The sequence below is a fragment of the Streptomyces sp. NK15101 genome (genome assembly GCF_020400725.1).
In the GTDB taxonomy this organism is placed as follows: domain Bacteria; phylum Actinomycetota; class Actinomycetes; order Streptomycetales; family Streptomycetaceae; genus Streptomyces.
Map to the genome: position 1 here is coordinate 165917 of NZ_JAINVG010000004.1, position 21506 is coordinate 187422.

Below are 21506 nucleotides of genomic sequence, written 5' to 3' on the forward strand. Positions count from 1 at the left end.
GTCGAACCATGAGGACCAGGGCGATGTCCACAGGGTCGGCCCTCGGCGGGCTGCTCCTGCTCCTGCTTCTGGTCCTGGCGCCCACCGCGGGCGCCAGGGCCACGGGCGTGCCCGACGCGGCCGCCGCCCTGAAACAGGGCCCGGTCTACGTCGACCCGGGCGCCGCCGGCCAGCTGTCCACGGCCGACGCGAAGGCCCTCGCGCAGAAGATCAAGGACGCGGACAAGCCGCTCTTCGTGGCGGTCCTCCCCGCGAACGCGCAGTTCCCGCCGGAGGACCTGCTGCGGAACCTGCGGACGCAGACCGGAATCACCGGCCTCTACGCCGTCCGCCTCGGCAACGGCTTCGACGCGGGCGCCGACCGCTCGGTGATGTCCGAACGGGCCGTGCGCAACCTCGTCACCTCCGTGCGGCAGCCCGGAGTCGACGCGGCCACCGAGCTGAACAACTTCGTCGACCAGGCCCTGCCCGCCCTGCGCGGCTCGGCCCCGGCCTCCTGGGGCTCCGTCGGCACGGACTCCGGCGTCCCCGTCGCCGGACTCGTCACCCTCGGCGCCGTCGTCGTCGCCGGCGGTGCGGGCGCCTACGCGGTCGTCCGCCGCAAGCGGCTCCGCCAGGAGGCGGAGGAGCGCGCCGCCCTCGACCGGCTCCGGGTCGTCGTGGACGAGGACATCACCGCCTTCGGCGAGGAGCTGGAGCGCCTCGACTTCCACCCCGCCGAGCGCGGCGCCGACGACGCCATGCGCGGCGACTACGAACGCGCCCTCGACTCGTACGACCGGGCCAAGTCCCTCATGGGCGCGGTCACCCGGCCGCACGAGGTCCGCGGTGTCACACAGGCCCTGGAGGACGGCCGCTTCTCCCTCGCCGTCCTGGCCGCCCGCCGCGAGTCCCGCCCCCTGCCCGAGCGCAGGCCCCCGTGCTTCTTCGACCCCCGGCACGGCCCCGCCGCCGCGGACCGGACCTGGACCCCGCTCGGTGGCGCCCCGCGCCAGGTCCCGGTCTGCGCCGCCGACGCGGCCCGCCTCGACGACGGCCTCGACCCCGCGGCCCGCACCGTCGACACCGACACGGGCCGCCGCCCCTACTGGGAGGCGGGCCCCGCCTACGGCCCCTGGGCCGGCGGATACTTCGGCGGCGGCATGCTCCCCGGCCTCCTCGTGGGCACCATGCTCGGCTCCATGCTCGCCACCCCCGCCTACGCCGCCGAGTACGGCGGCACCGACTTCCAGGACTTCCAGGGCGGCGACTTCTCCGGGGCCGACTTCGACTCCTCCGGTTTCGGCGGCGACTTCGGCGGTGGCGACGGGGGCGGTTTCGGCGGCGGCGACTTCGGCGGTGGCGGCGGCTTCGACGGCGGGGGCGGTTTCTAGCCGCCCGACCGCGCGCCTCAGACCAGCGGCTTCACCGACATCAGCAGATGGCGGTGGGTCGCCTCCGGGCCGTCGGTGAGCAGGGCGCGCTGGCCCGGGCCCAGGAGGTGGAAGTGGACCTCGGGGGCGTCCAGGGAGTTCAGCGCGTCCAGGAGGTAGCCCGGGTTGAAGGCGACCGTCAGGGACTCGGAGCCGGTGAGGGCGGCGGGGAGGCGCTGGGAGGCCACGTCGTCCTCGTAGCCCGCCTGGAGGTGGAGGCCGGTGGGGGAGAAGGTCAGCTGGACCGGGCTGTCGCCCTCCGCGACGACCGCGACCCGCTTGACGGCCTCGGTCAGCGGGGCCCGCCCGGTGACCGCGAGGACGGGCTCGCCGAGGGCGAAGAGCTTGTCGTGGCGGGGGAGCCGGCCGTCGAGCAGACGGGTGGTGGTGCGGGTGCCGGCGCTCTCGAAGCCGAGGGAACCGGAGTCGAGGGCGAGGCGGACAGGGCCCGCGCCGGGGAGGGAGCGGGCGATCTCGGTGAGGCGGCGGGCCGGGACGACCACGTCCGCGCCCTCCGCGACGGCGCCGGCCTCCGGCTTCCACTCCAGGGTCCGGACCGCGTACCGGTAGCGGTCGGTGGCGGCCAGCGTCATCGTGGCGCCGTCCAGGGCCAGCCGTATTCCGGTGAGGACGGGCAGCGAGTCGTCCCGGCCCGCGGCCACGGCGACCTGGCCGACCGCCGCGGCGAACGCGTCCCCGTCCACGAGGCCGCGCACCTCGGGCAGCGCGGGCGCGGCGGGGTAGTCGTCGAGCGGCAGCAGGGAGAGGCCGAAGCGGGCGTCGCCCGAGGTCACCGAGAGGCGGGCACCCTCCACGGCGAGCTCGGTGCCGCCCCGGGGGAGCACCTTGCAGATGTCGAGCAGGCGCCGGCCGAGGACCAGGGCACGGCCCTCGACGACCGTGTCGGCCTCGACCTCGACGCGGGCCGAGGCCTCGTGGTCCAGGCCCGAGACGCGCAGTCGGCCGTCCGCCGCCTCCAGGAGCAGGCCCCCGAGGACGGGCAGGGGGGAGCGGGCCGGCAGGACGCGCGCTGCCCAGGCCACGGCGTCGGTCAACACGGCGCTGTCGATGCGGAGTTCCATGCCGACGACGCTAGCGGCCGCCACTGACAACGGCCTCGGCCGTTCGACGTCGTCGGGTACGCCGACTCCCGGGCCGTTTGCGCACAGGCGCCGTTCTCCGGCGTACGAGCGTCTGGTCCCGGCCGTCGTCGAAGCGGCGGCGAAGGCCGTCTGACCTGCGCGATCGTGCTGCCGGGTGATGCGGGATCGTAACCGGCGCGGGCCCGCCGCGCCCTTACGATCCTCGTCATGATCACCCTTGCCGTGGACCCCTCCTCAGAGGCCTTCGCCCAAGGCCGGGCCATCGGGACGCTCCTGGTCGCCGTCGCGGCCGCAGCCCTGGTCTGGCGCTTCACCCGCTCCTGGCGGCATGAGGTCCCGGGCCGTGGCCCCGCGGCCGCCTCGCCCGCCCCGCTCGCCGAAGCCGCGGAGGCCGACGCGCGCGTCACGGACGGCGGGGCCGACGGATCCTGGGCGCGTGCCCGGCGCCGGCAGAGGATCGTCCTCGGCGTGGTCGCGGCGATCGTCGCCCTCGGCGTCTCGCGGGCGCTCTCGTTCGAGGGGGAGCCCCCGGCGGCGCGGTCGGGGACCGGCTCCGCCGCGGCGGCCGGGGCCGAGCCGGGGGAGGGCGTCCCGGCCCGGGTCGTCGAAGGACCCGAACGGGTCGGGGAGTACCGCGTCCTGGCCGGGGAGGACCCGTTGAAGGGGAAGGAGAAGCCGAGGGGCAGACAGTGGTACTACGACCGTGACGGCGACGGCGCCCCGGACCTGATGCTCGGCATCGACGCCGTCGAATGGGACCCCTCACTCGGCGCGCAGAAGCAGAAGGACACGCTCGACCAGGAGCTGCGGAACTTCTTCGCCGGCGCGAAGGCGCAGGACGTCACCCCGTTCGACGCCGGACCCCGGGGCGGGAAGCTGAGCTGCGGGACCCTCGCGGCGTCCGGGCCGCAGCCGGTGCTCTGCGCGTGGACCGATTCCGAGACCTTCGGCAGCGTGCTGCTCGCGGGAGACGGCGACCTCGCCGGGGCCGCGAAGACCGCCCTCGCCTTCCGTACCGCCGCCGAGAGGCGCGGCTGACCCCGGGCCGGGAACTCCCGGAACGCCGAGCGCCCGCCTTCCGCTGTCGCGGAGGGCGGGCGCGCTCGTGCGTCCGGTGGGCCGGACGGGTCCGGAAGTGGATCCGGGGTCAGGCGGCGTTCTTGATCGCGGAGATGTCGAAGTTCAGCTTGACCTTGTCGCTGACCATGACGCCGCCGGTCTCCAGGGCCGCGTTCCAGGTCAGGCCCCAAGCGGAGCGCAGGATCTCGGCGGAGCCCTCGAAGCCGACGCGCTCGTTGCCGTACACGTCCGTCGCGGTGCCGTTGAACTCCAGGTCGATGGCGAGCGGCTTGGTGACGTCCTTGATGGTCAGGTCGCCCGTGATCCGGTACTTGTCGCCGCCCAGCTGCTCGGCGCTCGTGGAGCGGAAGCTCATCAGCGGGAACTGCTCGGCGTCGAAGAAGTCGCCGCTGCGCAGGTGGCCGTCACGGTCCGCGATGCCGGTGTCGATCGAGGCGATCCTGACGTCGATCGAGGCGGTGGAGGCGCCCGGGTCCGAACCGTCGAGCTTCAGCGTGCCCTCGTGCTCGGCGAAGGTGCCGCGGACGTTGGTGACCATCGCGTGACGGACGGTGAAGCCGATGCTGCTGTGCGCCGGGTCGATGGTGTAGTCGCCGGTCAGGGCGGCGAGGGCGGGGTCCACGGGGAGGGTGGCGGTGGCGACGGCGGACTCGGTGTTCTTGCGGCCGAAGAGACCCATGACGTGCTCCTTGTCGGTGTTTGTTGAACCTTCAACGAGAACGACTCTAGCCCTATTCCGTTCAACATTCAACATCTGGGGAAGCCGTTCATCCGAATGGCGTCACGACGACACCGACGCCCTCTGGCGGACGCGCGTAGAACTGCGGCACCATCTCCCTGCGCGACGAGCACCACCTGCACAGCCGTCCCCAACCGTCACGGTCACCCGCAGGAGGACCCCGTGAAGCTCCGCTCCGTCCTCACCGCCCTCGCCCTCGTCCTGGGCGCCCTCTTCGCCCCCGGCTTCGGCGCCCTCACCACCGCCACCGACGCCCACGCCGTCACCAAGATCAGCCACTCCACCGCGACCTCGATGTTCCGGTCCTCCGGGATCACCTGGTCCTCGTCCGGCAACTGCTCGGACCGCTACAACTCCACCTGCACCTCCTTCGAGCAGCTCAACCTCGCCACCGCCCAGGGCGCCCAGACCCTCAAGAGCGCCAGCGGCTGCGCCCTGAACATCACCGGCGGCACCGAGGTCGGCCACGCGAGCGGCACGTACTCGCACTGGAACGGCTACAAGCTGGACTTCAGCAAGTACACCTGCCTCGGGAGCTACATCAAGAACACGTTCACCTACATCGGGTTGCGCGGCGACGGAGCCCCGCAGTGGAGGTCCGGCGCGGGCAACATCTACGCCGACGAGGGCAACCACTGGGACGTGACCTACTACAACTGCGGCGGCTGCTGACCCGTACCGCGGCCGAAGAGCCCCTCTCCGGCGGTCACTTGGACTAACCGGAGGGGGTTCTTGGACTGGAGGGGCCCGCGCGGCGCGATCTCGTTGACGGTGCTGCCGGGGCGGGGCCAACTAGTGCGCATGTCCCTCCCTCGCTCGCGAAGCCCGCGAAGAATCCGTGCGGCCGGCGCGCTCGCCGCCGCGTCGGCCACCGTGTTCGCCCTGTCCGGACCCGCCCTCGCCGAAGACGGAACCACCACCACCGACGCCGTCATCGGCTCCGACCTGCTCTCCGTCGCCGTCGCCGAGGACTTCCCCCGCGTCCTGTCGTACACCGACCGGGCGAGCGGCGCCCGCCTCCTCGGGAGCACGGCCCCGGTGACGCAGATCGTGCTCAACGGCACCGCCCACGCCGTCCGGGCGAAGGGCGCCCCCGTCCTGACCGCCACGTCCGCCGCGTACACCCTCGTCCTCCCCGACCTGCCCGGCGTCGAGATCGACGCCCGGCTCGGCGTCGACGGCCGGACCACCACCTTCCGGGTGACCGCCGTCCGCGACACCGAGGCCTTCCGCGTCGGCACGATCGACATCCCCGGCCACGACCTGGTCTCCGTCGGCTCCTCGGACACCGGCGCCGCGACCGCCTTCACCCGGCTCGATCCGGACTCCACCCGCACCGCCGACGTCTTCGCCCGGGTCACCGACGCCACCGCCGCCGAGACGAACCCGGTCGGCGCGAGCTACGCGATCGTCAACACCGGACGGCTGGCCGCCGCCGTCGAGTCCAACTCCAGCTACGACAAGCCCTCCGGCGCCTCCGCCCGCGACGGCGCCCGCTTCTGGCACCAGGCCCGCAGGAGCGGCACGGAGACCCGCGTCGGCGTCTGGTCCGGCCAGTGGACCTACCGCGGCACCGGCGCCCCGCAGCCCGAGAGCGGCGACGGACTGCCCTGGGCGAAGGTCGTCGTCACCCCCGACGCCAACGGCGACGGCACCACCGACTGGCAGGACGGCGCCGTCGCCTTCCGCACGATCGGGATCAAGGCCCCCGGCAGCGACAGGACCCCGGACCGGGTCGTCGCCCACATCCCCTTCAACTTCGCCTCCCAGGCCACCCACCCCTTCCTGCGCACCCTCGACGACGTCAAGCGGATCTCGCTCTCCACCGACGGACTCGGCCAGTTCGCCCTGCTCAAGGGGTACGGCTCCGAGGGCCACGACTCCGCACACCCCGACTACGGCGGCAACTACAACAAGCGGGCCGGCGGCCTCGCCGACCTCAACACCCTGCTGCGCGAGGGCGGGAAGTGGGGCGCCGGCTTCGGCGTCCACGTGAACGCCACCGAGTCGTACCCCGAGGCCCACAACTTCAGCGAGACCCTCGTCGACAGGACGAAGCCAGGCTGGAACTGGCTCAACCAGAGCTACTACATCGACCAGCGCCGGGACGTGAACAGCGGCGACCTCGCCCGCCGCTTCCAGCAGCTGCGCGACGAGACCGACCCCAACCTGTCGATGCTCTACATCGACGTCTACTACACGCACGGCTGGATCGCCGACAAGACGATGCGGGCCGTCCAGGCGCAGGGCTGGAACGTCGCCACCGAGTGGTCCGACAAGTTCGAGCGGGCCTCCCTCTGGTCCCACTGGGCCAACGACCTCGACTACGGCGGCGCCACCAACAAGGGCCTCAACTCGCAGATCATCCGCTTCATCCGCAACGGCGAGAAGGACGTCTGGAACAACCACCCGGTCCTCGGCCAGACCGCCCTCGTCGACTTCGAGGGCTGGACCGGCGAGACCGACTGGAACGCCTTCTCCGCCAACATCTGGCAGCGGAACCTGCCCGCCAAGTACCTCCAGCAGCAGAAGATCACCCGCTGGAACGGCGACGACATCACCTTCACCGGAGGCGTCCGCGGCACCGTCGAGAACGGCCGCCGCACCTTCTACGAGAACGGCCGCAAGGTCCTCGACGGCGAGAGCTACCTGCTCCCCTGGGACGGCGGCGAGAAGCTCTACCACTACAACAAGGCCGGCGGGACGAGCAGCTGGGCCGTCCCCGGCGGCACGCGCGCGTACACCGTGTACAAGCTCACCGACAACGGGCGCGTGAAGAGCGCCACCGTGCGCCCCTCCGGCGGACGGATCACCCTCGACGCCGTCGCCGGACAGCCCTACGTGCTCCACCCCGACAGCGCCCCCGCCCAGACCGACCCGCGGTGGGGCCAGGGCACCCCGGTGCGGGACCCCGGCTTCAACGACGCGGGACTCGGCGCCTGGACCAAGGCCGGCACCGTCGCCCGCCACACCGACGAACAGGGCCGCAACAGCGCGAAGCTCAGCGGCACCGCCACCGCCTCCGTCCGCCAGCAGATCACCGGCCTCACCCCCGGCAAGCGGTACACCGCCTCCGCCCTCATCGAGGTCGAGCCCGGCGCCACCCGGCCCACCACCCTGTCCGTCGGCGGCCGGGAGGTCACCGTCGAGCGCTCCGCCCTGGAGGACCGGGTCGCCGCCTCCGACTGGAACGGCACCCGCTTCCAGCGGGCCAAGGTCACCTTCACCGCGCCCGCGGACGGCTCCACCCCGCTGCGGATCCAGGCCGCGAGCGGCAGCTCCGCGACCGTCCGGATCGACGACGTGCGGATCGTCGCCAACGCCCCGGCGACGAAGGCCGGCACGGTCGCGTACGAGGACTTCGAGGCCGTCGACCAGGGCTGGGGCCCCTTCCTCAAGGGCGACGCCGGCGGCACGACCGACCCCCGCACCCACATCGCCCAGCCGCACGCCCCGTACACCCAGGCCGGCTGGAACGGAAAGCTGATCGACGACGTCATCGGCGGCGCCGAGAGCCTCAAGTCCCACGACGAGAACAGTGGACTCGTCTACCGGACCGCGCCCTGGACCGTCCCGATGGAGGACGGCCACAGCTACCGCGTGGAGTACGACTACCAGTCCAGCCACGCGGGCGCGTACGAGTGGGTCACCGGCTACGACCGCACGCACGGCAACGGGCCGGCCGTCGAGACCCGGCGCACCCCGATCGGACAGCAGCGGACCACCGGGCACTTCGCCGAGACCGTCACCGCCGGCTGCGGCGACACCTGGACCGGGCTGCGCAAGCGCGGCGACGCCCCGGACGGCGCCGACTTCGTCCTCGACGGCTTCACCGTCACCGACCTCGGCCCGGCCGCCGAGCGCGCCGCCTGCGGCACGCTCACCGTCACCGCGCCCGAAACGCTGGAGCCCGGGCGCCCGAACCGGGTCACGGCCGCCTTCGACAACGACGAGGCCGCCGAGGTCACCGGCGCCCGGGCCGTCCTGACCCTCCCCGAGGGCTGGACCGCCGAGCCCGCCACGCCCGTCGCCCTCGGCACGGTCGCCCCGGGCGCGCGGGCCACCGCCACCTGGCAGGTGACCCCGCCGGTGGACGCGGCCTACCGGCCGTACCCGCTGGGCGCCTCCGTCGCGTACGGCCTCGGGGAAGAGGAGCGGAAGCTCACCGCCGCCACCACCGTCCGCACCCTGCCCCCGCCGCCCACCGCCGACAGCTGGGCGAGCGACCTCGACTGGACCTCGGCCGCCAACGGCTGGGGACCCGTCGAACGGGACCTCTCCAACGGCGAGACCGGCGTCGGCGACGGCTCCCCGCTGCGGATCGGCGGAGTGACGTACACCAAGGGCCTGGGCACCCACGCCCCGGCGAAGGTCCGCTACTACCTGGGCGGCAAGTGCACCTCGCTCACCGCCGAGGTCGGGGTGGACGACGTCCAGGCCACCCGCGGCAGCGTCCGGTTCAGCGTGCTCGCGGACGGCGTGGAGAAGGCGAAGTCCCCGGTCCTCAAGGCCGCCGACCCGGCCTGGGCGCTCACCGCCGACGTCACCGGCGCCTCCTACGTCGACCTGGTGGTCGACGACGGCGGCGACGGGAACGGCAACGACCACGCGGACTGGGGGAACGCCCGCTTCCACTGCGGGAGCTGATCCCGTGTAGCAAGCGCTTGCGGTGCTCATTGATTGCGTCGGAAACAGGGTGTTACACCGGGCGCCGACCGGTCTCCACCACTTCCCCCGGGAGGCTCCCGTGTCCCTGTCCCTCTGGTCCCGCCGCACCTTCCTGAGCACGGCGGCCGCCGCGGCGGCCGCCGTGGCGCTGTCCCCCTCCGCCCACGCGGCGGACCCGGCCGACGAGTTCGAGACCCTGCGGCTCCGCTGGCTCGACCTCCAGCTCGGCTCCGGCTTCGACGCCGGGGCCGAGCCCTACGCCGGCAAGCTCGCCGAGACGGGCACGCTCGCGCGTGCCTTCCGCGCGAGCATGGCCGCCACGACCGCCTCGCTCTGGCCCGACGCCCCCTTCGACCCGCCGGCCGGCATCTCCCAGAGCTACGGCCGCCTGTGGACCATGACCCAGGCGTACGTCCAGCCCGGCACCGGCCTCACCGGCGACGAGGAACTGCTCGCCGACGTGCTGCGCGGCCTCGACCACCTCTCCGCCACCGTCTACCGGGCGGGCGCCCCGCGCTACGGCAACTGGTGGGAGTGGCAGATCGGCAGCCCCCGCCTCCTCATGGACATCGTGGCCGCGCTCCACCCCCGCCTCGGCGCCGAGCGCATCGCCGCCGCCTGCGCCGCCGTCGACCACTTCGTGCCCGACTCGGTCCTGCGGAACTACACCGGCACCTCCACCGGCGCCAACCGCGTCGACCTCTGCCGCTCGGTCGCCCTGCGCGGCGTCCTCGGCGCGAACCCCGCCAAGATAGCCCTCGCCCGCGACGCCCTCTCGCCCGTCTTCCCGTACGTCACCCAGGGCGACGGCCTCTACGCCGACGGCTCCTTCGTCCAGCACACCTGGGTCGCCTACTCCGGCACCTACGGTCAGGTCATGCTCGACGGCCTCGGCCGGCTCTTCTCCCTCCTGGCCGGCTCCACCTGGGCCGTCACCGACCCCGACCGGCAGATCGTCCTCGACAGCGTCGAGAAGGCCTACGCGCCCTTCGTCTACGACGGCCTGATGATGGACAGCGTCAACGGGCGCGCCATCAGCCGCGGACACCTGAAGAACGACGACCGGCGGATCATGCGCTCCGACCACTTCCACGGCCAGGGCGTCATCGCGGCCATCGCCCTCCTCGCGGGCGGGGCGTCCGCCGCCGAGCGGGACCGGTGGCACGCGCGCGTGAAGGGGTGGATCGAGCGCGACACCGTCTCCCCGGTCCTCGCCGCCCGCCAGTTCGGCGTCGCCGACCTCGCCCGGCTGCACGCCGTGGCGGCGTCTCCCGTCCCGGCCGCCCCCGAACCCACCGGCCACCGGCTCTTCCCCGCCATGGACCGGGCCGTCCACCGCCGCCCCGGCTGGGCCGCCAGCATCGCCATGGCCTCGAACCGGATCACGTACTACGAGTGCGGAAACGGCGAGAACCCGCGCGGCTGGCACACCGGCGCCGGGATGCTCTCCTGGTGGGCCCCGGGCCGCGGCGACCAGTACACCGACTGGTTCTGGCCCACCGTCGACCCGTACCGCCTCCCCGGCACCACCGTCTCCACCAAGCGCCTGGCCGACCGGGCGGGCGGCGAGTGGGGCGCGCCCCGGCCGGCCGTCCGCTGGGTCGGCGGGACCACCGACGGCGAGTACGCGGCCGTCGGCCAGCACCTCAAGGGCCTCGGCTCCACCCTGGAGGCCCGCAAGTCCTGGTTCTGCGCGGCGGACGCGGTCGTCTGCCTGGGCGCCGGGATCACCGCGACCGACGGCGTGCCCGTCGAGACGGTCGTCGACAACCGCCTCCTCGGAGAGGGAGGCACCCAGGCCTTCACCGCCGGCGACGGCTGGGCGCACCTGGAGGGCCACGGCGGCTGGGTCTTCCCGCGGGGGGCCGGAAACCTCCGCACCCTGCGCGAGGACCGCACCGGCGCGTGGAGCGACATCAACACCGCCGGCTCCACCGAGCGCCGGACCCGCCGCTACCAGACCCTCTGGCTGGACCACGGCACCGATCCGGTCGCCGCCTCGTACGTGTACCTCCTGATGCCGGACGCCTCCCCGCGGGCGCTCGCCGCCCGCGCCGCCGACCCGGACTGGCTGAACGTTCTCGACAACACCGCCGAGCGGCAGGCGATCGCCGTCCCGTCCCTCGGGCTGACCGCCGCGAACCTCTGGCAGGCCGGTACGGTGGGGCCGCTCACGGTCACCGCACCCGCGAGCGTCCTCGTCCGGCGCCGCCGTTCCGTCCTGGACCTGAGGGTCTCCGAACCGCTGCGCACGGGGCAGGCGCTGGAGCTCGTGTGGAACCGTCCGGTCCGCCGGGTGGTCCGCCACGACCCCTCCGTCGAGGTCCTCGCCACCGGCTCCTCGCTGCGGCTGCGGATCACCCCGGGTACCGGGGGCGCGACCCATGGTTGCGAGGTTCTGCTCTAGGTCTATGTCGGAACCCTATAAACACGGGGGGTGTCTGGCTGTTGACTCGGGCTGGACGGGGCCGGGTTCTGTCCAGCCCCGCCAGGATTCGACACGCGAGACTGTACGGAGTCGACGGCGGGGTTTTCTTGCGCGACTTCGTAGGGTCGGTACATGACCGTTGTGGACCAGATCCCGAGCGAGCCCGCTGACGCCCGTGGCCGAGTGGCCGAGCTGCACGTCCTGCGCGAGCAGGCGCTCCGTGGCCCGAGTGAGCGTGCCACCGAGGCCCAGCACGCCAAGGGCAAGCTGACCGCGCGCGAGCGCATCGAGCTGCTGCTCGACCCTGGTTCCTTCAACGAGGTCGAGCAGCTGCGGCGGCACCGCGCGCAGGGCTTCGGCCTGGAGGCCAAGAAGCCGTACACCGACGGCGTCATCACCGGCTGGGGCACGGTCGAGGGCCGCACGGTCTTCGTCTACGCCCACGACTTCCGGATCTTCGGCGGCGCCCTCGGCGAGGCCCACGCCACCAAGATCCACAAGATCATGGACATGGCCATCGCGGCCGGTGCGCCGCTGGTCTCCCTGAACGACGGCGCCGGCGCCCGCATCCAGGAGGGCGTCTCCGCCCTCGCCGGCTACGGCGGCATCTTCCAGCGCAACACCAGGGCCTCGGGCGTCATCCCGCAGATCTCGGTGATGCTCGGCCCGTGCGCCGGCGGTGCCGCGTACAGCCCGGCGCTGACGGACTTCGTCTTCATGGTCCGCGAGACCTCGCAGATGTTCATCACCGGCCCGGACGTCGTCAAGGCGGTCACCGGCGAGGAGATCACCCAGAACGGCCTCGGCGGCGCCGACGTCCACGCCGAGACCTCCGGCGTCGCGCACTTCGCGTACGACGACGAGGAGACCTGCATCGCCGAGGTGCGCTACCTCCTGTCGATGCTCCCGCAGAACAACCGCGAGAACCCGCCGGCCGTCGCCTCCGAGGACCCGGCCGACCGCCGCTCCGACGTGCTGCTCGACCTCGTGCCCGCCGACGGCAACCGCCCGTACGACATGCACAAGGTCATCGAGGAGCTCGTCGACGACGGCGACTACCTGGAGATCCACGAGCGCTGGGCCCGCAACATCATCTGCGCGCTCGCCCGCCTGGACGGTCAGGTCGTCGGCATCGTCGCCAACCAGCCCCAGTCGCTCGCCGGCGTCCTCGACATCGAGGCCTCCGAGAAGGCCGCGCGCTTCGTCCAGATGTGCGACGCCTTCAACATCCCGATCATCACCCTTCTGGACGTACCCGGCTTCCTGCCCGGAGTCGACCAGGAGCACGGTGGAATCATCAGGCACGGCGCGAAGCTGCTGTACGCGTACTGCAACGCGACCGTTCCCCGGATCTCCCTGATCCTGCGCAAGGCCTACGGCGGCGCCTACATCGTGATGGACTCCCAGTCCATCGGTGCCGACCTGACGTACGCCTGGCCCACCAACGAAATCGCGGTCATGGGCGCCGAGGGCGCCGCCAACGTCATCTTCCGCAAGCAGATCGCGGAGGCCGAGGACCCCGACGCCATGCGGGCCCGCATGGTCAAGGAGTACAAGGCCGAGCTGATGCACCCGTACTACGCGGCGGAGCGCGGCCTGGTCGACGACGTCATCGACCCCGCCGACACCCGCCAGGTGCTCATCAGGTCCCTCGCGATGCTCCGCACCAAGCACGCCGACCTGCCGTCCCGCAAGCACGGCAACCCGCCTCAGTAAGAGGAGTCATCCACGTGACCACGCCCGCCAACCTTCTCCGCGTCGAGAAGGGCACCGCCGACCCCGAGGAGCTCGCCGCCATCACGGCCGTGCTGCTCGCCCGCGCCGCCTCGCAGCCCGCCGAGGAGGCCCACCGCGGCCGCACCCAGGCCGGCTGGCGCCGCCTGGAGCGCGAGCACGGCTTCCGCGCCCCGCACAGCTGGCGCTGACACCCCGTCGCACCGAAGGGCCCCCGCTTCCCGCACAGGGAAACCGGGGGCCCTTCGGCGTCCCCGGGACGTAGCATCGCCCGATGCGGAAGATCGACACGCTGATACCGGACCGGGGGCAGCCCGACACCGCCGCCCTGCGGGCCCACGACCCCGACGCCCTCGCCCGCTACGTGCTCGACCCCGGCAAGGACTGGTGGCGGCGTCGCATCTGCGCGCACGCGCTCGCCGGCCGGGTCCCGGAGGCCCGGGTCCCCGGCCTCTTCGAGCGGATCCGGGACGAGGACGAGACGGCCGAGGTGCGCATCGCGCTCCTCGACCTCCTCGCGGGCCGGACGGAACTCCTGCCCTGGCTGCGCGACGAGGCGGGACGGGGGGACGGCTCGTACGGGGTCGCCGAGGCGGTCCTCAAGGCCCGCGGCCTGCTGGGCGACCGCACGGCCGCCCCCGCCCTGTCCACGCTCGCGGCCTCGCCCTGGCAGCGGTGGCGGGAGATCGGGGAGGCCGGCCTCGACGGTCTGACGGAGCACCACGGCGCCGACGCGGTCCTGGCCGACCTCGGCGAGGACCGGCCGGAGGACCGCCGCTTCGCGCTCCGGACGCGGCACCGCGCGGGCCAGGACGTGATTCCCTACCTGGCCGACCCCGACCGCGACGTCGCCCACCTGGCCCACACGCTCGTGGCGGACCCCGGCCGGCTGCGCGCCTTCCTGGCCGGGGCGCCCGCCCCCGAGGCCGCCGTGTGGGCCGTGTGCGCCCTGCACGGACTCACCGGGGACCGGGCCGAGACCCGCCGGATCGACGAGCGGCTCGGCAGCCCCCGGGTCGAGGTCGACGGCCTGGACGAGGAACTGCGCCGGGCGATCGTCCACGAGTACGCCCCCCGGTGCCAGCGGCGGAGCGACCCCCGCTGGCGCCTGGAAGCCCTGTGCACCGAGCCGCCCGGCCGCCCGGACCGGGCGGACCGGCTCGCGCGGGCGACGGCCGCGCTGACCGCCGCCGGTCTCGCCCCGGATCCGCCGGTCTCCGCGGGGGCCCACCACCAGCAGGGGGACGGCACCTACCACGTGATCTCCTGCGGCGACGAGAACGTCCTCGTCAGCACCCTCGGGCGCTTCGCCACGGGCCACGACGACAAGCACCCCGCCCGCCGGGCCCTGGAGGAGGCCGGCTTCCGCTGGATCGACCGGGCCACCGGCGGCATCGAGGTCACCGGCCTGGGCGTCTACTACTTCGGCGGACGCGGGCCCCGCGACGTCGACACCCTCCTGTTCTACTGGCAGGACTGAGAGGGCGGGACCGGGACGGCGGGATCGGGACGGCGGGACACGGAAGGCCCCGCGCACCGGATCCGGTGCGCGGGGCCTTCCGTACGTCTTCCCGCCGGGACTACCGCAGGCGTGCCATGAGGGCGTGTTCGACGAGCGTGATGAGGGCGCTCTTGGCGTCGGCGCGGTGGCGGGCGTCGGTGGTGATGATGGGGGTGTCGGGGCCGATCTGGAGGGCCTCGCGGACCTCTTCGGGCTGGTAGGGCTGGTTGCCGTCGAAGCCGTTGAGGGCGATGACGAAGGGGAGGCCCGAGTTCTCGAAGTAGTCGACGGCGGGGAAGCAGTCGGCGAGGCGTCGGGTGTCGACCAGGACGACGGCGCCGATGGCGCCGCGGACGAGGTCGTCCCACATGAACCAGAAGCGGTCCTGGCCCGGGGTACCGAAGAGGTACAGGATCAGGTCCTGGTCCAGGGTGATGCGGCCGAAGTCCATGGCGACGGTCGTCGTCGTCTTGTCGCCGGTGTGGGTGAGGTCGTCGATGCCCGCGGACGCGGAGGTCATGACGGCTTCGGTACGCAGCGGGTTGATCTCCGAGACGGCGCCGACGAACGTGGTCTTGCCCACGCCGAAGCCGCCCGCCACCACGATCTTCGCGCTGGTGGTTGAACGGGCCGCGCCGCCGCTAGAGCTTGCGAAGTCCACTGAGCACCCTTTCGAGCAGTGTCACGTCTGGCTGACCGCCGGCGGCCTCGTCGCCGCCGGGCTGGTGGATGGCGACGAGTCCGGCCTCGGCCAGGTCGGCGACGAGGATTCGGGCGACGCCGAGGGGAATGGAGAGAAGCGCCGAGATCTCCGCGACCGACTTGATCTCGAAGCAGAGCCGGCAGATCCGCTGGTGCTCGGGCAACTGCCCCTGCAGCCGGGCCGGATCGGCCGTCGTACTGACCAGCGCCTCGATGGCGAGCTGGTAACGCGGCCGGGTACGGCCGCCGGTCATCGCGTACGGACGCACGAGCGGGTTGTGCCCGCCCGAACCGCCGGCGGACGAGCCGCGCGAGACGGCCGGCGAACCCGCGGCCGACGGGACCTGAGGCTGCGCGTAGGGCTGAGACACGCCCTGTCTGCTCGGGGTGGAGGGAAAGTTGAACCGGTTCTGCGCGGCGTCGCCCAGCGGCGCCTGGTGCGCGTCATAACCGTTGTAGGGGCTCGCGCCCGGGGGTGTACCCACGTCTCCTCCTCCGACTGCCTCGCGGTCCATGTCCCTTGGAACCGCGCCACCGCACCTTACGGTGCGGTGGCACGAAACGCACTGTCCGTCTGTTAGTTGAGAAGACTTCCCTGAAGTTCCGCCCGGAGGTCAGGCGTCAGAACCGTGCCCGCGCGGTCCACGAGCAGGGCCATCTCGTAGCCCACGAGGCCGATGTCGGCCTCCGGGTGGGCGAGCACGGCCAGCGAGGAGCCGTCCGAGATCGACATGATGAAGAGGAAGCCGCGCTCCATCTCCACGACGGTCTGGTTGACCGCACCACCCTCGAAGATCCGGGACGCACCCGCGGTCAGCGAGGTCAGTCCGGAAGCGACGGCCGCCAGCTGGTCGGCGCGGTCACGGGGGAACCCCTCGGACATCGCCAGCAGGAGTCCGTCGGCGGAGACCACCACCGTGTGCGACACCCCGGGGGTGTTGTCCACGAAGTTGGTGATCAACCAGTTCAGATTCTGCGCCGCCTGGCTCATGCTCACACTAACGCTCCTGGTTGTAGGTACTGCCCGGGCCGAGGCCCGATCCGTTCGTGTCCGTTCCCGCGCTGCGCCCCTGCTGGACGCCCCGGCGCAGGTTGCTCAACCTGCCGCGTACGTCCTCGGGTGCGCGGGAGACCTGGGGGCCGCCCTGCGGGGTCTGCTCAGCCGTCCCCTCGACCAGGTTGGCCTTCGGGACCCGCCGGGGGAGACCGGACGAGGTGACCCCGCCCGCCTTGGGGTCCTTGAGCTTTCCGGCCCGCTGCCAGCGCTCGTCGTTGGTCGAGCGCCATTCGTCGGAGCCGTCGGCTTCGTTCTGCTGCTGCACCGGCTGCGCGGGCTTCGGCTGCTGCGGCACCTGCTGCGTCTGCGGGGCGACGCTGCCGCGGCGCGGCAGACCGGCGTCGGTCAGCGCGTGTCCGGTGTCCGGGGCGGGACTCGAGGTCGGGCCCGGACGGTCGAAGCCTACGCGCTCGGCGGCCTGTTCGGGAGCGCTCGGAGCAGATTCCGGTTCCGCTCCGAAATCTTGTCCGTAGCCGCCCTGGTAAGCGCTCTGATCCTGCCACTGCGCCTGGTGGGGCTGGGGATCGAACGCATTGCCGTACTGCTGGTGTTCGGTTCCCGAGGCCTCGTACGAGGCTTCCGCATAGCCCTGCTGCGGGTACGCCTCGTAACCCTGCTGCGGGTAGGCGTAGTCCTCCTGCTGCTGCGGGTACCCGTCCTGCTGCTGGAAGCCGTCCTGCTGCGGGTAGCCGGCCGCGTACTCCTGGCCGTACTCCTGCGCCGGGTACTGCTCCGCCGGGTACTCCTGGGCCTGCTGCCCCCCGTACTCCTGACCCTGGTCGAACTCCTGGCCCTGGCCGTACTGCTCCGCCGGCTCCGCCTCGTCGCGGAAGAGCGGACGGTCGCCGCCCTGCGCCTGGGCCTCCAGGGCGGCGCGCCGCCCCTCGCGCTGGAGCGAGCGGTTGACCGGGTCGAGCTGACGCTCCTCCCCGGCCGGCTGCTCGTAGCGCGAGTCGTCGAAGCCGAGGTCGGCCGCGGTGAGCATCGGCTGCGGCGCGCCGCCCTCGAAGGCGTTCTGCTGCTGCTGCGGGATGATCTGCGAGACGGTGAAGTCGTCCTGGAGCGGCTGCTCGCCACCGCCGCCGTGCGTGATCGCGTCCGGCAGCATGATCAGCGAGGTCGTCCCGGCCTGCTCGCCCGAGGGGCGGAGCTGGACCCGGATGCCGTGCCGGTCGGCGAGCCGGCCGACCACGAAGAGGCCCATGCGCTGCGAGACGGCGGCGTCCACGGTCGGCGGGTTGGCCAGCTTGTGGTTGATGTCCGCGAAGTCCTCGGCGGTGAGGCCGATGCCCTTGTCGTGGATCTCGACCATCACGCGGCCGTCGGGGAGACGGGTCGCCGTGACGCGGACCTTGGTCTGGGGGGAGGAGAACGTGGTGGCGTTCTCCAGGAGCTCGGCGAGCAGGTGCACGAGGTCGGTCACGGCCTGGCCGTGGATCTCGGCCTCCGGGACGCCGGCCAGCTCGATGCGCTCGTACTGCTCCACCTCGGAGGAGGCGGCGCGCATGACGTCGACCAGCGGGACCGGCTGGTCCCAGCGGCGGCCCGGCTCCTCGCCGGCGAGGACGAGGAGGTTCTCGCCGTTGCGGCGCATGCGGGTGGCCAGGTGGTCCAGCTTGAAGAGGTTCTCCAGCTGGTCCGGGTCGGCCTCGTTGTTCTCCAGGTCGGTGATGAGGGTCAGCTGGCCCTCGATCAGCGACTGGTTGCGGCGCGAGAGGTTCGTGAAGATCGCGTTGACGTTGCCGCGGAGCATGGCCTGCTCGGCGGCGAGCCGGACGGCCTCGCGGTGGACCTGGTCGAAGGCGCGGGCGACCTCGCCGATCTCGTCCTGCGAGTCGATCGGGATGGGCTGGACGCGGGTGTCGACGCGGCCCGGCTCCGTACGGGAGAGCTGGTCGACCAGCATCGGCAGGCGCTGCTCGGCGATGCCGAAGGCGGCGGTCCGCAGCTCGCGCATCGAGCGGCTCATCTGGCGGGCCATCATCCCGGCCAGGATGAAGGCGGCGAGCAGGGCGACGACGACGATGCCGCCGTTGACCCAGGCGTCCGTCTTGGCCTCGTCGGAGATGGCGGCGGCCTCGGTCACGGCCTTGTCGACGAGGGTCTTCTCGACCTCGCTGTACCCGTCGAACTTGGCGGTGGCGACCGCCATCCAGGTCTCGGGCGTGATGCCCTCGCCCTTCAGCTCCTTGATGCCCTCGGCGCCCTTGGCGGTGCCGATCTTGGAGGCGACGCCGGAGTAGACGGAGCCGTCCTTGCCCTTGGGGAGCTCGACGCCGGCCGCGGCCATCCGCTTCTCGCCCTCGGCGGCCTTGCCGGCCATGACCTTCTTGAGGAGGTCGACGTCCTCGGGCAGACCGCCGGAGTTGAACTCGCCGAGGGCGATCTGCTCCAGGTAGTTGTACGAGTTGAACGCCACGGACTGCTGGGCGAAGACCGCCTCGTCGCGGCTGGGCCGGACCAGGAGCTGGGTGCCGATGGAGCGCTGGAGGGACTCCGCGCCCTTCGAGAGCTGGATCGCGTAGACGGTGCGGCCGTAGCTGGTGATGTTGCCGGTGCCCAGACCGAGCTCGTTGGAGAACTCCATCAGGTAGTGCTGCACGCCCGTGTAGCCGAGCTGGGTGTTCACCGGGTCGAGGGAGCGGGTGTACGCGGCCTTGCGCAGCGTCTCCAGCTTCGGCTCCTCGTCCTGGAAGAGCCGCAGGCGGCGCTCCAGGCCCTGGCCCGACGGCATGTTCTTGACGGCCTCGTCGAACTTGGACTTGGCGGAGTCGGTCGCGGCGTACGCCCGGGTGACCTCGTCGGCCTTGCGGTCCTCGGGGGTCTTCGCGGCCAGCAGGGGGCCGGCGGTGAGGTCGCGCTCGTTGAGCAGGGCGGTGCTGTACTCCGAGGCGGCGCGCACGATGAGCGCCGTCTTCTCGGCGTCCTGCGCCTCCTGCCAGGTGTCGATGGCCGACTTGACCTGGAAGCTGCCCATGACGAGGCCGGTGAGCACGGGTATGCAGAGGATCGCGTTCAGCCGGGTGGGCACCCGCCAGTTGCGGGGCGAGAGCTTGCTGGAGCTGCCCCTGGGAACTTCCACGGGGGGCGGCGTCACGGGCACGTCCGCGGGCGACGCCGCCGTGCGCGACGGCGGCGTGAAGTTGCCCCGCGTCTCCTGCTCCGCGGAGCTTTCCTTGCTTCGCCTCACTCGACCAACAACCTCTCGGCGTCGGCACCTACGTTGTGCCGGTGTTTCGTTCAGGGCCGTACTACTCGGGAGTTCATGAATTGCAGCACGTGAAGGGGGTCCCTTCCAAACAGTGGGAAGCGGCCCCTTTCAGTGGTCCAGGCCTCACATAAAACGGGCATAAAGAGCGAGCCCCGCCAAATGACGGGGCTCATGTGAGCGCAGTGACACCGATCGGATGCGTCGGGTGTCCGGGGCGCCCCAATTCTCTGTCGAAATGTTATGAAGCCGAGGGCGGCCGTGTCGAAGGACACAGACCGCCCCTGGCAGGGGCATATGACAACTGCCCTGGCCGGCCCCGCTACTTGAGGCGTGCCATGAGGGCGTGCTCGACGAGCGTGATGAGGGCGCTCTTGGCGTCGGCGCGGTGGCGGGCGTCGGTGGTGATGATGGGGGTGTCGGGGCCGATCTGGAGGGCCTCGCGGACCTCTTCGGGCTGGTAGGGCTGGTTGCCGTCGAAGCCGTTGAGGGCGATGACGAAGGGGAGGCCCGAGTTCTCGAAGTAGTCGACGGCGGGGAAGCAGTCGGCGAGGCGTCGGGTGTCGACCAGGACGACGGCGCCGATGGCGCCGCGGACGAGGTCGTCCCACATGAACCAGAAGCGGTCCTGGCCCGGGGTACCGAAGAGGTACAGGATCAGGTCCTGGTCCAGGGTGATGCGGCCGAAGTCCATGGCGACGGTCGTCGTCGTCTTGCCACCGGTGTGCGTCAGATCGTCGATGCCGGCCGACGCGGAGGTCATGACGGCTTCGGTACGCAGCGGGTTGATCTCCGAGACGGCGCCGACGAACGTGGTCTTGCCCACGCCGAAGCCGCCCGCCACCACGATCTTCGCGCTGGTGGTCGATCTGGCCGCGCCGCTAGAGCTTGCGAAGTCCACTGAGCACCCTTTCGAGCAGTGTGACGTCCGGCGTGCCGCCGGTCTCTCCGTTGCCCGGCTGGTGGATCGCCACCATGCCGGCCTCCGCCAGGTCGGCCACGAGGATCCGGGCGACGCCGAGCGGCATCGACAGGAGGGCCGACACCTCGGCCACGGACTTGACCTCGCGGCAGAGGTGGCAGATCCGCTGGTGCTCCGGAAGGAGCGTGGCGAGGTGTGCCGGGTCGGCCGTGGTGCTGACCAGCGCCTCGATGGCGAGCTGGTAACGCGGCCGGGTCCGGCCGCCGGTCATCGCGTACGGACGCACCAGCGGCTGGTCGCCCTCATGCCCGTACTCGTCGACTGAGGCGCCGTACGGATCGTGAGAGGCGGGGGGCGGGGTCATGAATCCTCCGGGCGTGACAGCAAGACTTCTGCCGTCTGATGGGGCCGGTGGGGGGCCGGGTGGGGCGGCCGGACGATGAACAGTGCCCAGAGCGGTACGGAGGGGCGTATCGCTCTGCGGGTCGGTCGGTGCGGACGGATGTGGGGTCCGTCCGCCGTGCGTGACCTAGTGGAGCAGGCTGCCCTGGAGCTCCGCACGGAGATCCGGGGTGAGGACGCTGCCGGCCCGGTCGACCAGCAGCGCCATCTCGTAGCCCACGAGGCCGATGTCGCACTCGGGGTGAGCGAGCACGGCCAGCGAGGAGCCGTCGGAGACGGACATCAGGAAGAGGAAGCCGCGCTCCATCTCCACCACGGTCTGTGCCACGGGTCCGCCCTCGAAAATCCGGGACGCGCCCGCGGTCAGCGAGGTCAGTCCGGACGCGACCGCCGCCAGCTGGTCGGCGCGGTCGCGGGGGAATCCTTCGGACATGGCCAGCAGGAGTCCGTCGGCGGAGACCACCACCGTGTGGGACACCCCGGGGGTGTTGTCCACGAAGTTGGTGATCAACCAGTTCAGATTCTGCGCCGCCTGGCTCATCGCGTTCAA

At 72.2% G+C, this 21506-nt stretch carries 17 protein-coding genes; 8 read left to right on the top strand and 9 right to left on the bottom strand.

Going from position 1 to position 21506, the window contains the following annotated elements:
- Positions 1-23 precede the first annotated feature (23 nt).
- Positions 24-1373, top strand: a complete 1350-nt coding sequence (locus K7G60_RS03575) for a hypothetical protein (RefSeq protein WP_374115575.1) — start codon at positions 24-26, stop codon at positions 1371-1373.
- 17 nt (positions 1374-1390) lie between these two features.
- Here the strand turns inward: K7G60_RS03575 and dnaN are convergent, their stop codons facing one another.
- On the bottom strand, positions 1391-2494 hold the full coding sequence (dnaN, locus tag K7G60_RS03580) for a DNA polymerase III subunit beta (RefSeq protein WP_225799291.1): 1104 nt from the start codon (positions 2492-2494) through the stop codon (positions 1391-1393).
- 228 nt (positions 2495-2722) lie between these two features.
- Here dnaN and K7G60_RS03585 point away from each other — a divergent pair, with 228 nt between their 5' ends.
- A complete protein-coding gene (locus K7G60_RS03585) occupies positions 2723-3553 on the top strand; it encodes a hypothetical protein (protein ID WP_225799292.1) in 831 nt (276 codons plus the stop codon).
- Positions 3554-3662: 109 nt separating this feature from the next.
- On the opposite strand, the gene K7G60_RS03590 is transcribed toward K7G60_RS03585, so the two are convergent.
- Entirely contained in the window at positions 3663-4274 is a 612-nt protein-coding gene (locus K7G60_RS03590; protein ID WP_225799293.1) for a YceI family protein, read from the bottom strand.
- Positions 4275-4496: 222 nt separating this feature from the next.
- Here K7G60_RS03590 and K7G60_RS03595 point away from each other — a divergent pair, with 222 nt between their 5' ends.
- From K7G60_RS03595 to K7G60_RS03620, 6 genes are all read left to right on the top strand, one after another.
- Positions 4497-5006: a hypothetical protein gene (locus K7G60_RS03595; protein ID WP_225799294.1), complete on the top strand. Its 510-nt coding sequence runs from the start codon at positions 4497-4499 to the stop codon at positions 5004-5006.
- A gap of 129 nt (positions 5007-5135) precedes the next feature.
- Positions 5136-8981 carry an endo-alpha-N-acetylgalactosaminidase family protein gene (locus K7G60_RS03600; protein ID WP_225799295.1) on the top strand — a complete coding sequence of 1282 codons (3846 nt, stop codon included), beginning with the start codon at positions 5136-5138 and terminating at the stop codon, positions 8979-8981.
- 106 nt (positions 8982-9087) lie between these two features.
- On the top strand, positions 9088-11409 hold the full coding sequence (locus K7G60_RS03605) for a polysaccharide lyase 8 family protein (protein ID WP_225799316.1): 2322 nt from the start codon (positions 9088-9090) through the stop codon (positions 11407-11409).
- A 153-nt stretch (positions 11410-11562) separates the two neighbouring features.
- On the top strand, positions 11563-13146 hold the full coding sequence (locus tag K7G60_RS03610; RefSeq protein ID WP_225799296.1) for an acyl-CoA carboxylase subunit beta: 1584 nt from the start codon (positions 11563-11565) through the stop codon (positions 13144-13146).
- 14 nt (positions 13147-13160) lie between these two features.
- Positions 13161-13355 (top strand): acyl-CoA carboxylase subunit epsilon, encoded by a 195-nt coding sequence (locus K7G60_RS03615; RefSeq protein ID WP_225799297.1) that lies wholly within the window; start codon positions 13161-13163, stop codon positions 13353-13355.
- 83 nt (positions 13356-13438) lie between these two features.
- Complete coding sequence (locus K7G60_RS03620; protein WP_225799298.1) at positions 13439-14644, top strand: hypothetical protein; 1206 nt, start codon at positions 13439-13441, stop codon at positions 14642-14644.
- 100 nt (positions 14645-14744) lie between these two features.
- Here K7G60_RS03620 and K7G60_RS03625 read toward each other — a convergent pair whose 3' ends face one another.
- From K7G60_RS03625 to K7G60_RS03655, 7 genes are all read right to left on the bottom strand, one after another.
- Positions 14745-15326 carry an ATP/GTP-binding protein gene (locus K7G60_RS03625; RefSeq protein ID WP_015036414.1) on the bottom strand — a complete coding sequence of 194 codons (582 nt, stop codon included), beginning with the start codon at positions 15324-15326 and terminating at the stop codon, positions 14745-14747.
- Positions 15307-15852, bottom strand: coding sequence for a DUF742 domain-containing protein (locus K7G60_RS03630; protein WP_225799299.1), 546 nt, complete (start codon positions 15850-15852; stop codon positions 15307-15309). Before K7G60_RS03630 ends, K7G60_RS03625 begins: the two co-directional genes overlap by 20 nt.
- Before the next feature lie 92 nt (positions 15853-15944).
- Complete coding sequence (locus K7G60_RS03635; RefSeq protein WP_026057603.1) at positions 15945-16358, bottom strand: roadblock/LC7 domain-containing protein; 414 nt, start codon at positions 16356-16358, stop codon at positions 15945-15947.
- Positions 16359-16365: 7 nt separating this feature from the next.
- The gene (locus tag K7G60_RS03640; RefSeq protein ID WP_225799300.1) at positions 16366-19614 is read right to left on the bottom strand and encodes a nitrate- and nitrite sensing domain-containing protein; all 3249 of its coding nucleotides are present in this window, start codon (positions 19612-19614) and stop codon (positions 16366-16368) included.
- Positions 19615-19954: 340 nt separating this feature from the next.
- Positions 19955-20533 carry an ATP/GTP-binding protein gene (locus tag K7G60_RS03645; RefSeq protein WP_123455565.1) on the bottom strand — a complete coding sequence of 193 codons (579 nt, stop codon included), beginning with the start codon at positions 20531-20533 and terminating at the stop codon, positions 19955-19957.
- Positions 20514-20918, bottom strand: a complete 405-nt coding sequence (locus K7G60_RS03650; protein WP_017235980.1) for a DUF742 domain-containing protein — start codon at positions 20916-20918, stop codon at positions 20514-20516. Before K7G60_RS03650 ends, K7G60_RS03645 begins: the two co-directional genes overlap by 20 nt.
- Positions 20919-21083: 165 nt before the next feature.
- Positions 21084-21497, bottom strand: coding sequence for a roadblock/LC7 domain-containing protein (locus K7G60_RS03655; protein ID WP_030496942.1), 414 nt, complete (start codon positions 21495-21497; stop codon positions 21084-21086).
- Positions 21498-21506: the final 9 nt, after the last annotated feature.

Coding starts and splice junctions, on each gene's coding strand:
- K7G60_RS03575 (WP_374115575.1), top strand. CDS start 24: ATGTCCACAGGGTCGGCCCTCGGCGGGCTGCTCCTGCTCCTGCTTCTG.
- K7G60_RS03610 (WP_225799296.1), top strand. CDS start 11,563: ATGACCGTTGTGGACCAGATCCCGAGCGAGCCCGCTGACGCCCGTGGC.
- K7G60_RS03650 (WP_017235980.1), bottom strand. CDS start 20,918: ATGACCCCGCCCCCCGCCTCTCACGATCCGTACGGCGCCTCAGTCGAC.
- K7G60_RS03655 (WP_030496942.1), bottom strand. CDS start 21,497: ATGAGCCAGGCGGCGCAGAATCTGAACTGGTTGATCACCAACTTCGTG.
- dnaN (WP_225799291.1), bottom strand. CDS start 2,494: ATGGAACTCCGCATCGACAGCGCCGTGTTGACCGACGCCGTGGCCTGG.
- K7G60_RS03620 (WP_225799298.1), top strand. CDS start 13,439: ATGCGGAAGATCGACACGCTGATACCGGACCGGGGGCAGCCCGACACC.
- K7G60_RS03635 (WP_026057603.1), bottom strand. CDS start 16,358: ATGAGCCAGGCGGCGCAGAATCTGAACTGGTTGATCACCAACTTCGTG.
- K7G60_RS03590 (WP_225799293.1), bottom strand. CDS start 4,274: ATGGGTCTCTTCGGCCGCAAGAACACCGAGTCCGCCGTCGCCACCGCC.
- K7G60_RS03585 (WP_225799292.1), top strand. CDS start 2,723: ATGATCACCCTTGCCGTGGACCCCTCCTCAGAGGCCTTCGCCCAAGGC.
- K7G60_RS03600 (WP_225799295.1), top strand. CDS start 5,136: ATGTCCCTCCCTCGCTCGCGAAGCCCGCGAAGAATCCGTGCGGCCGGC.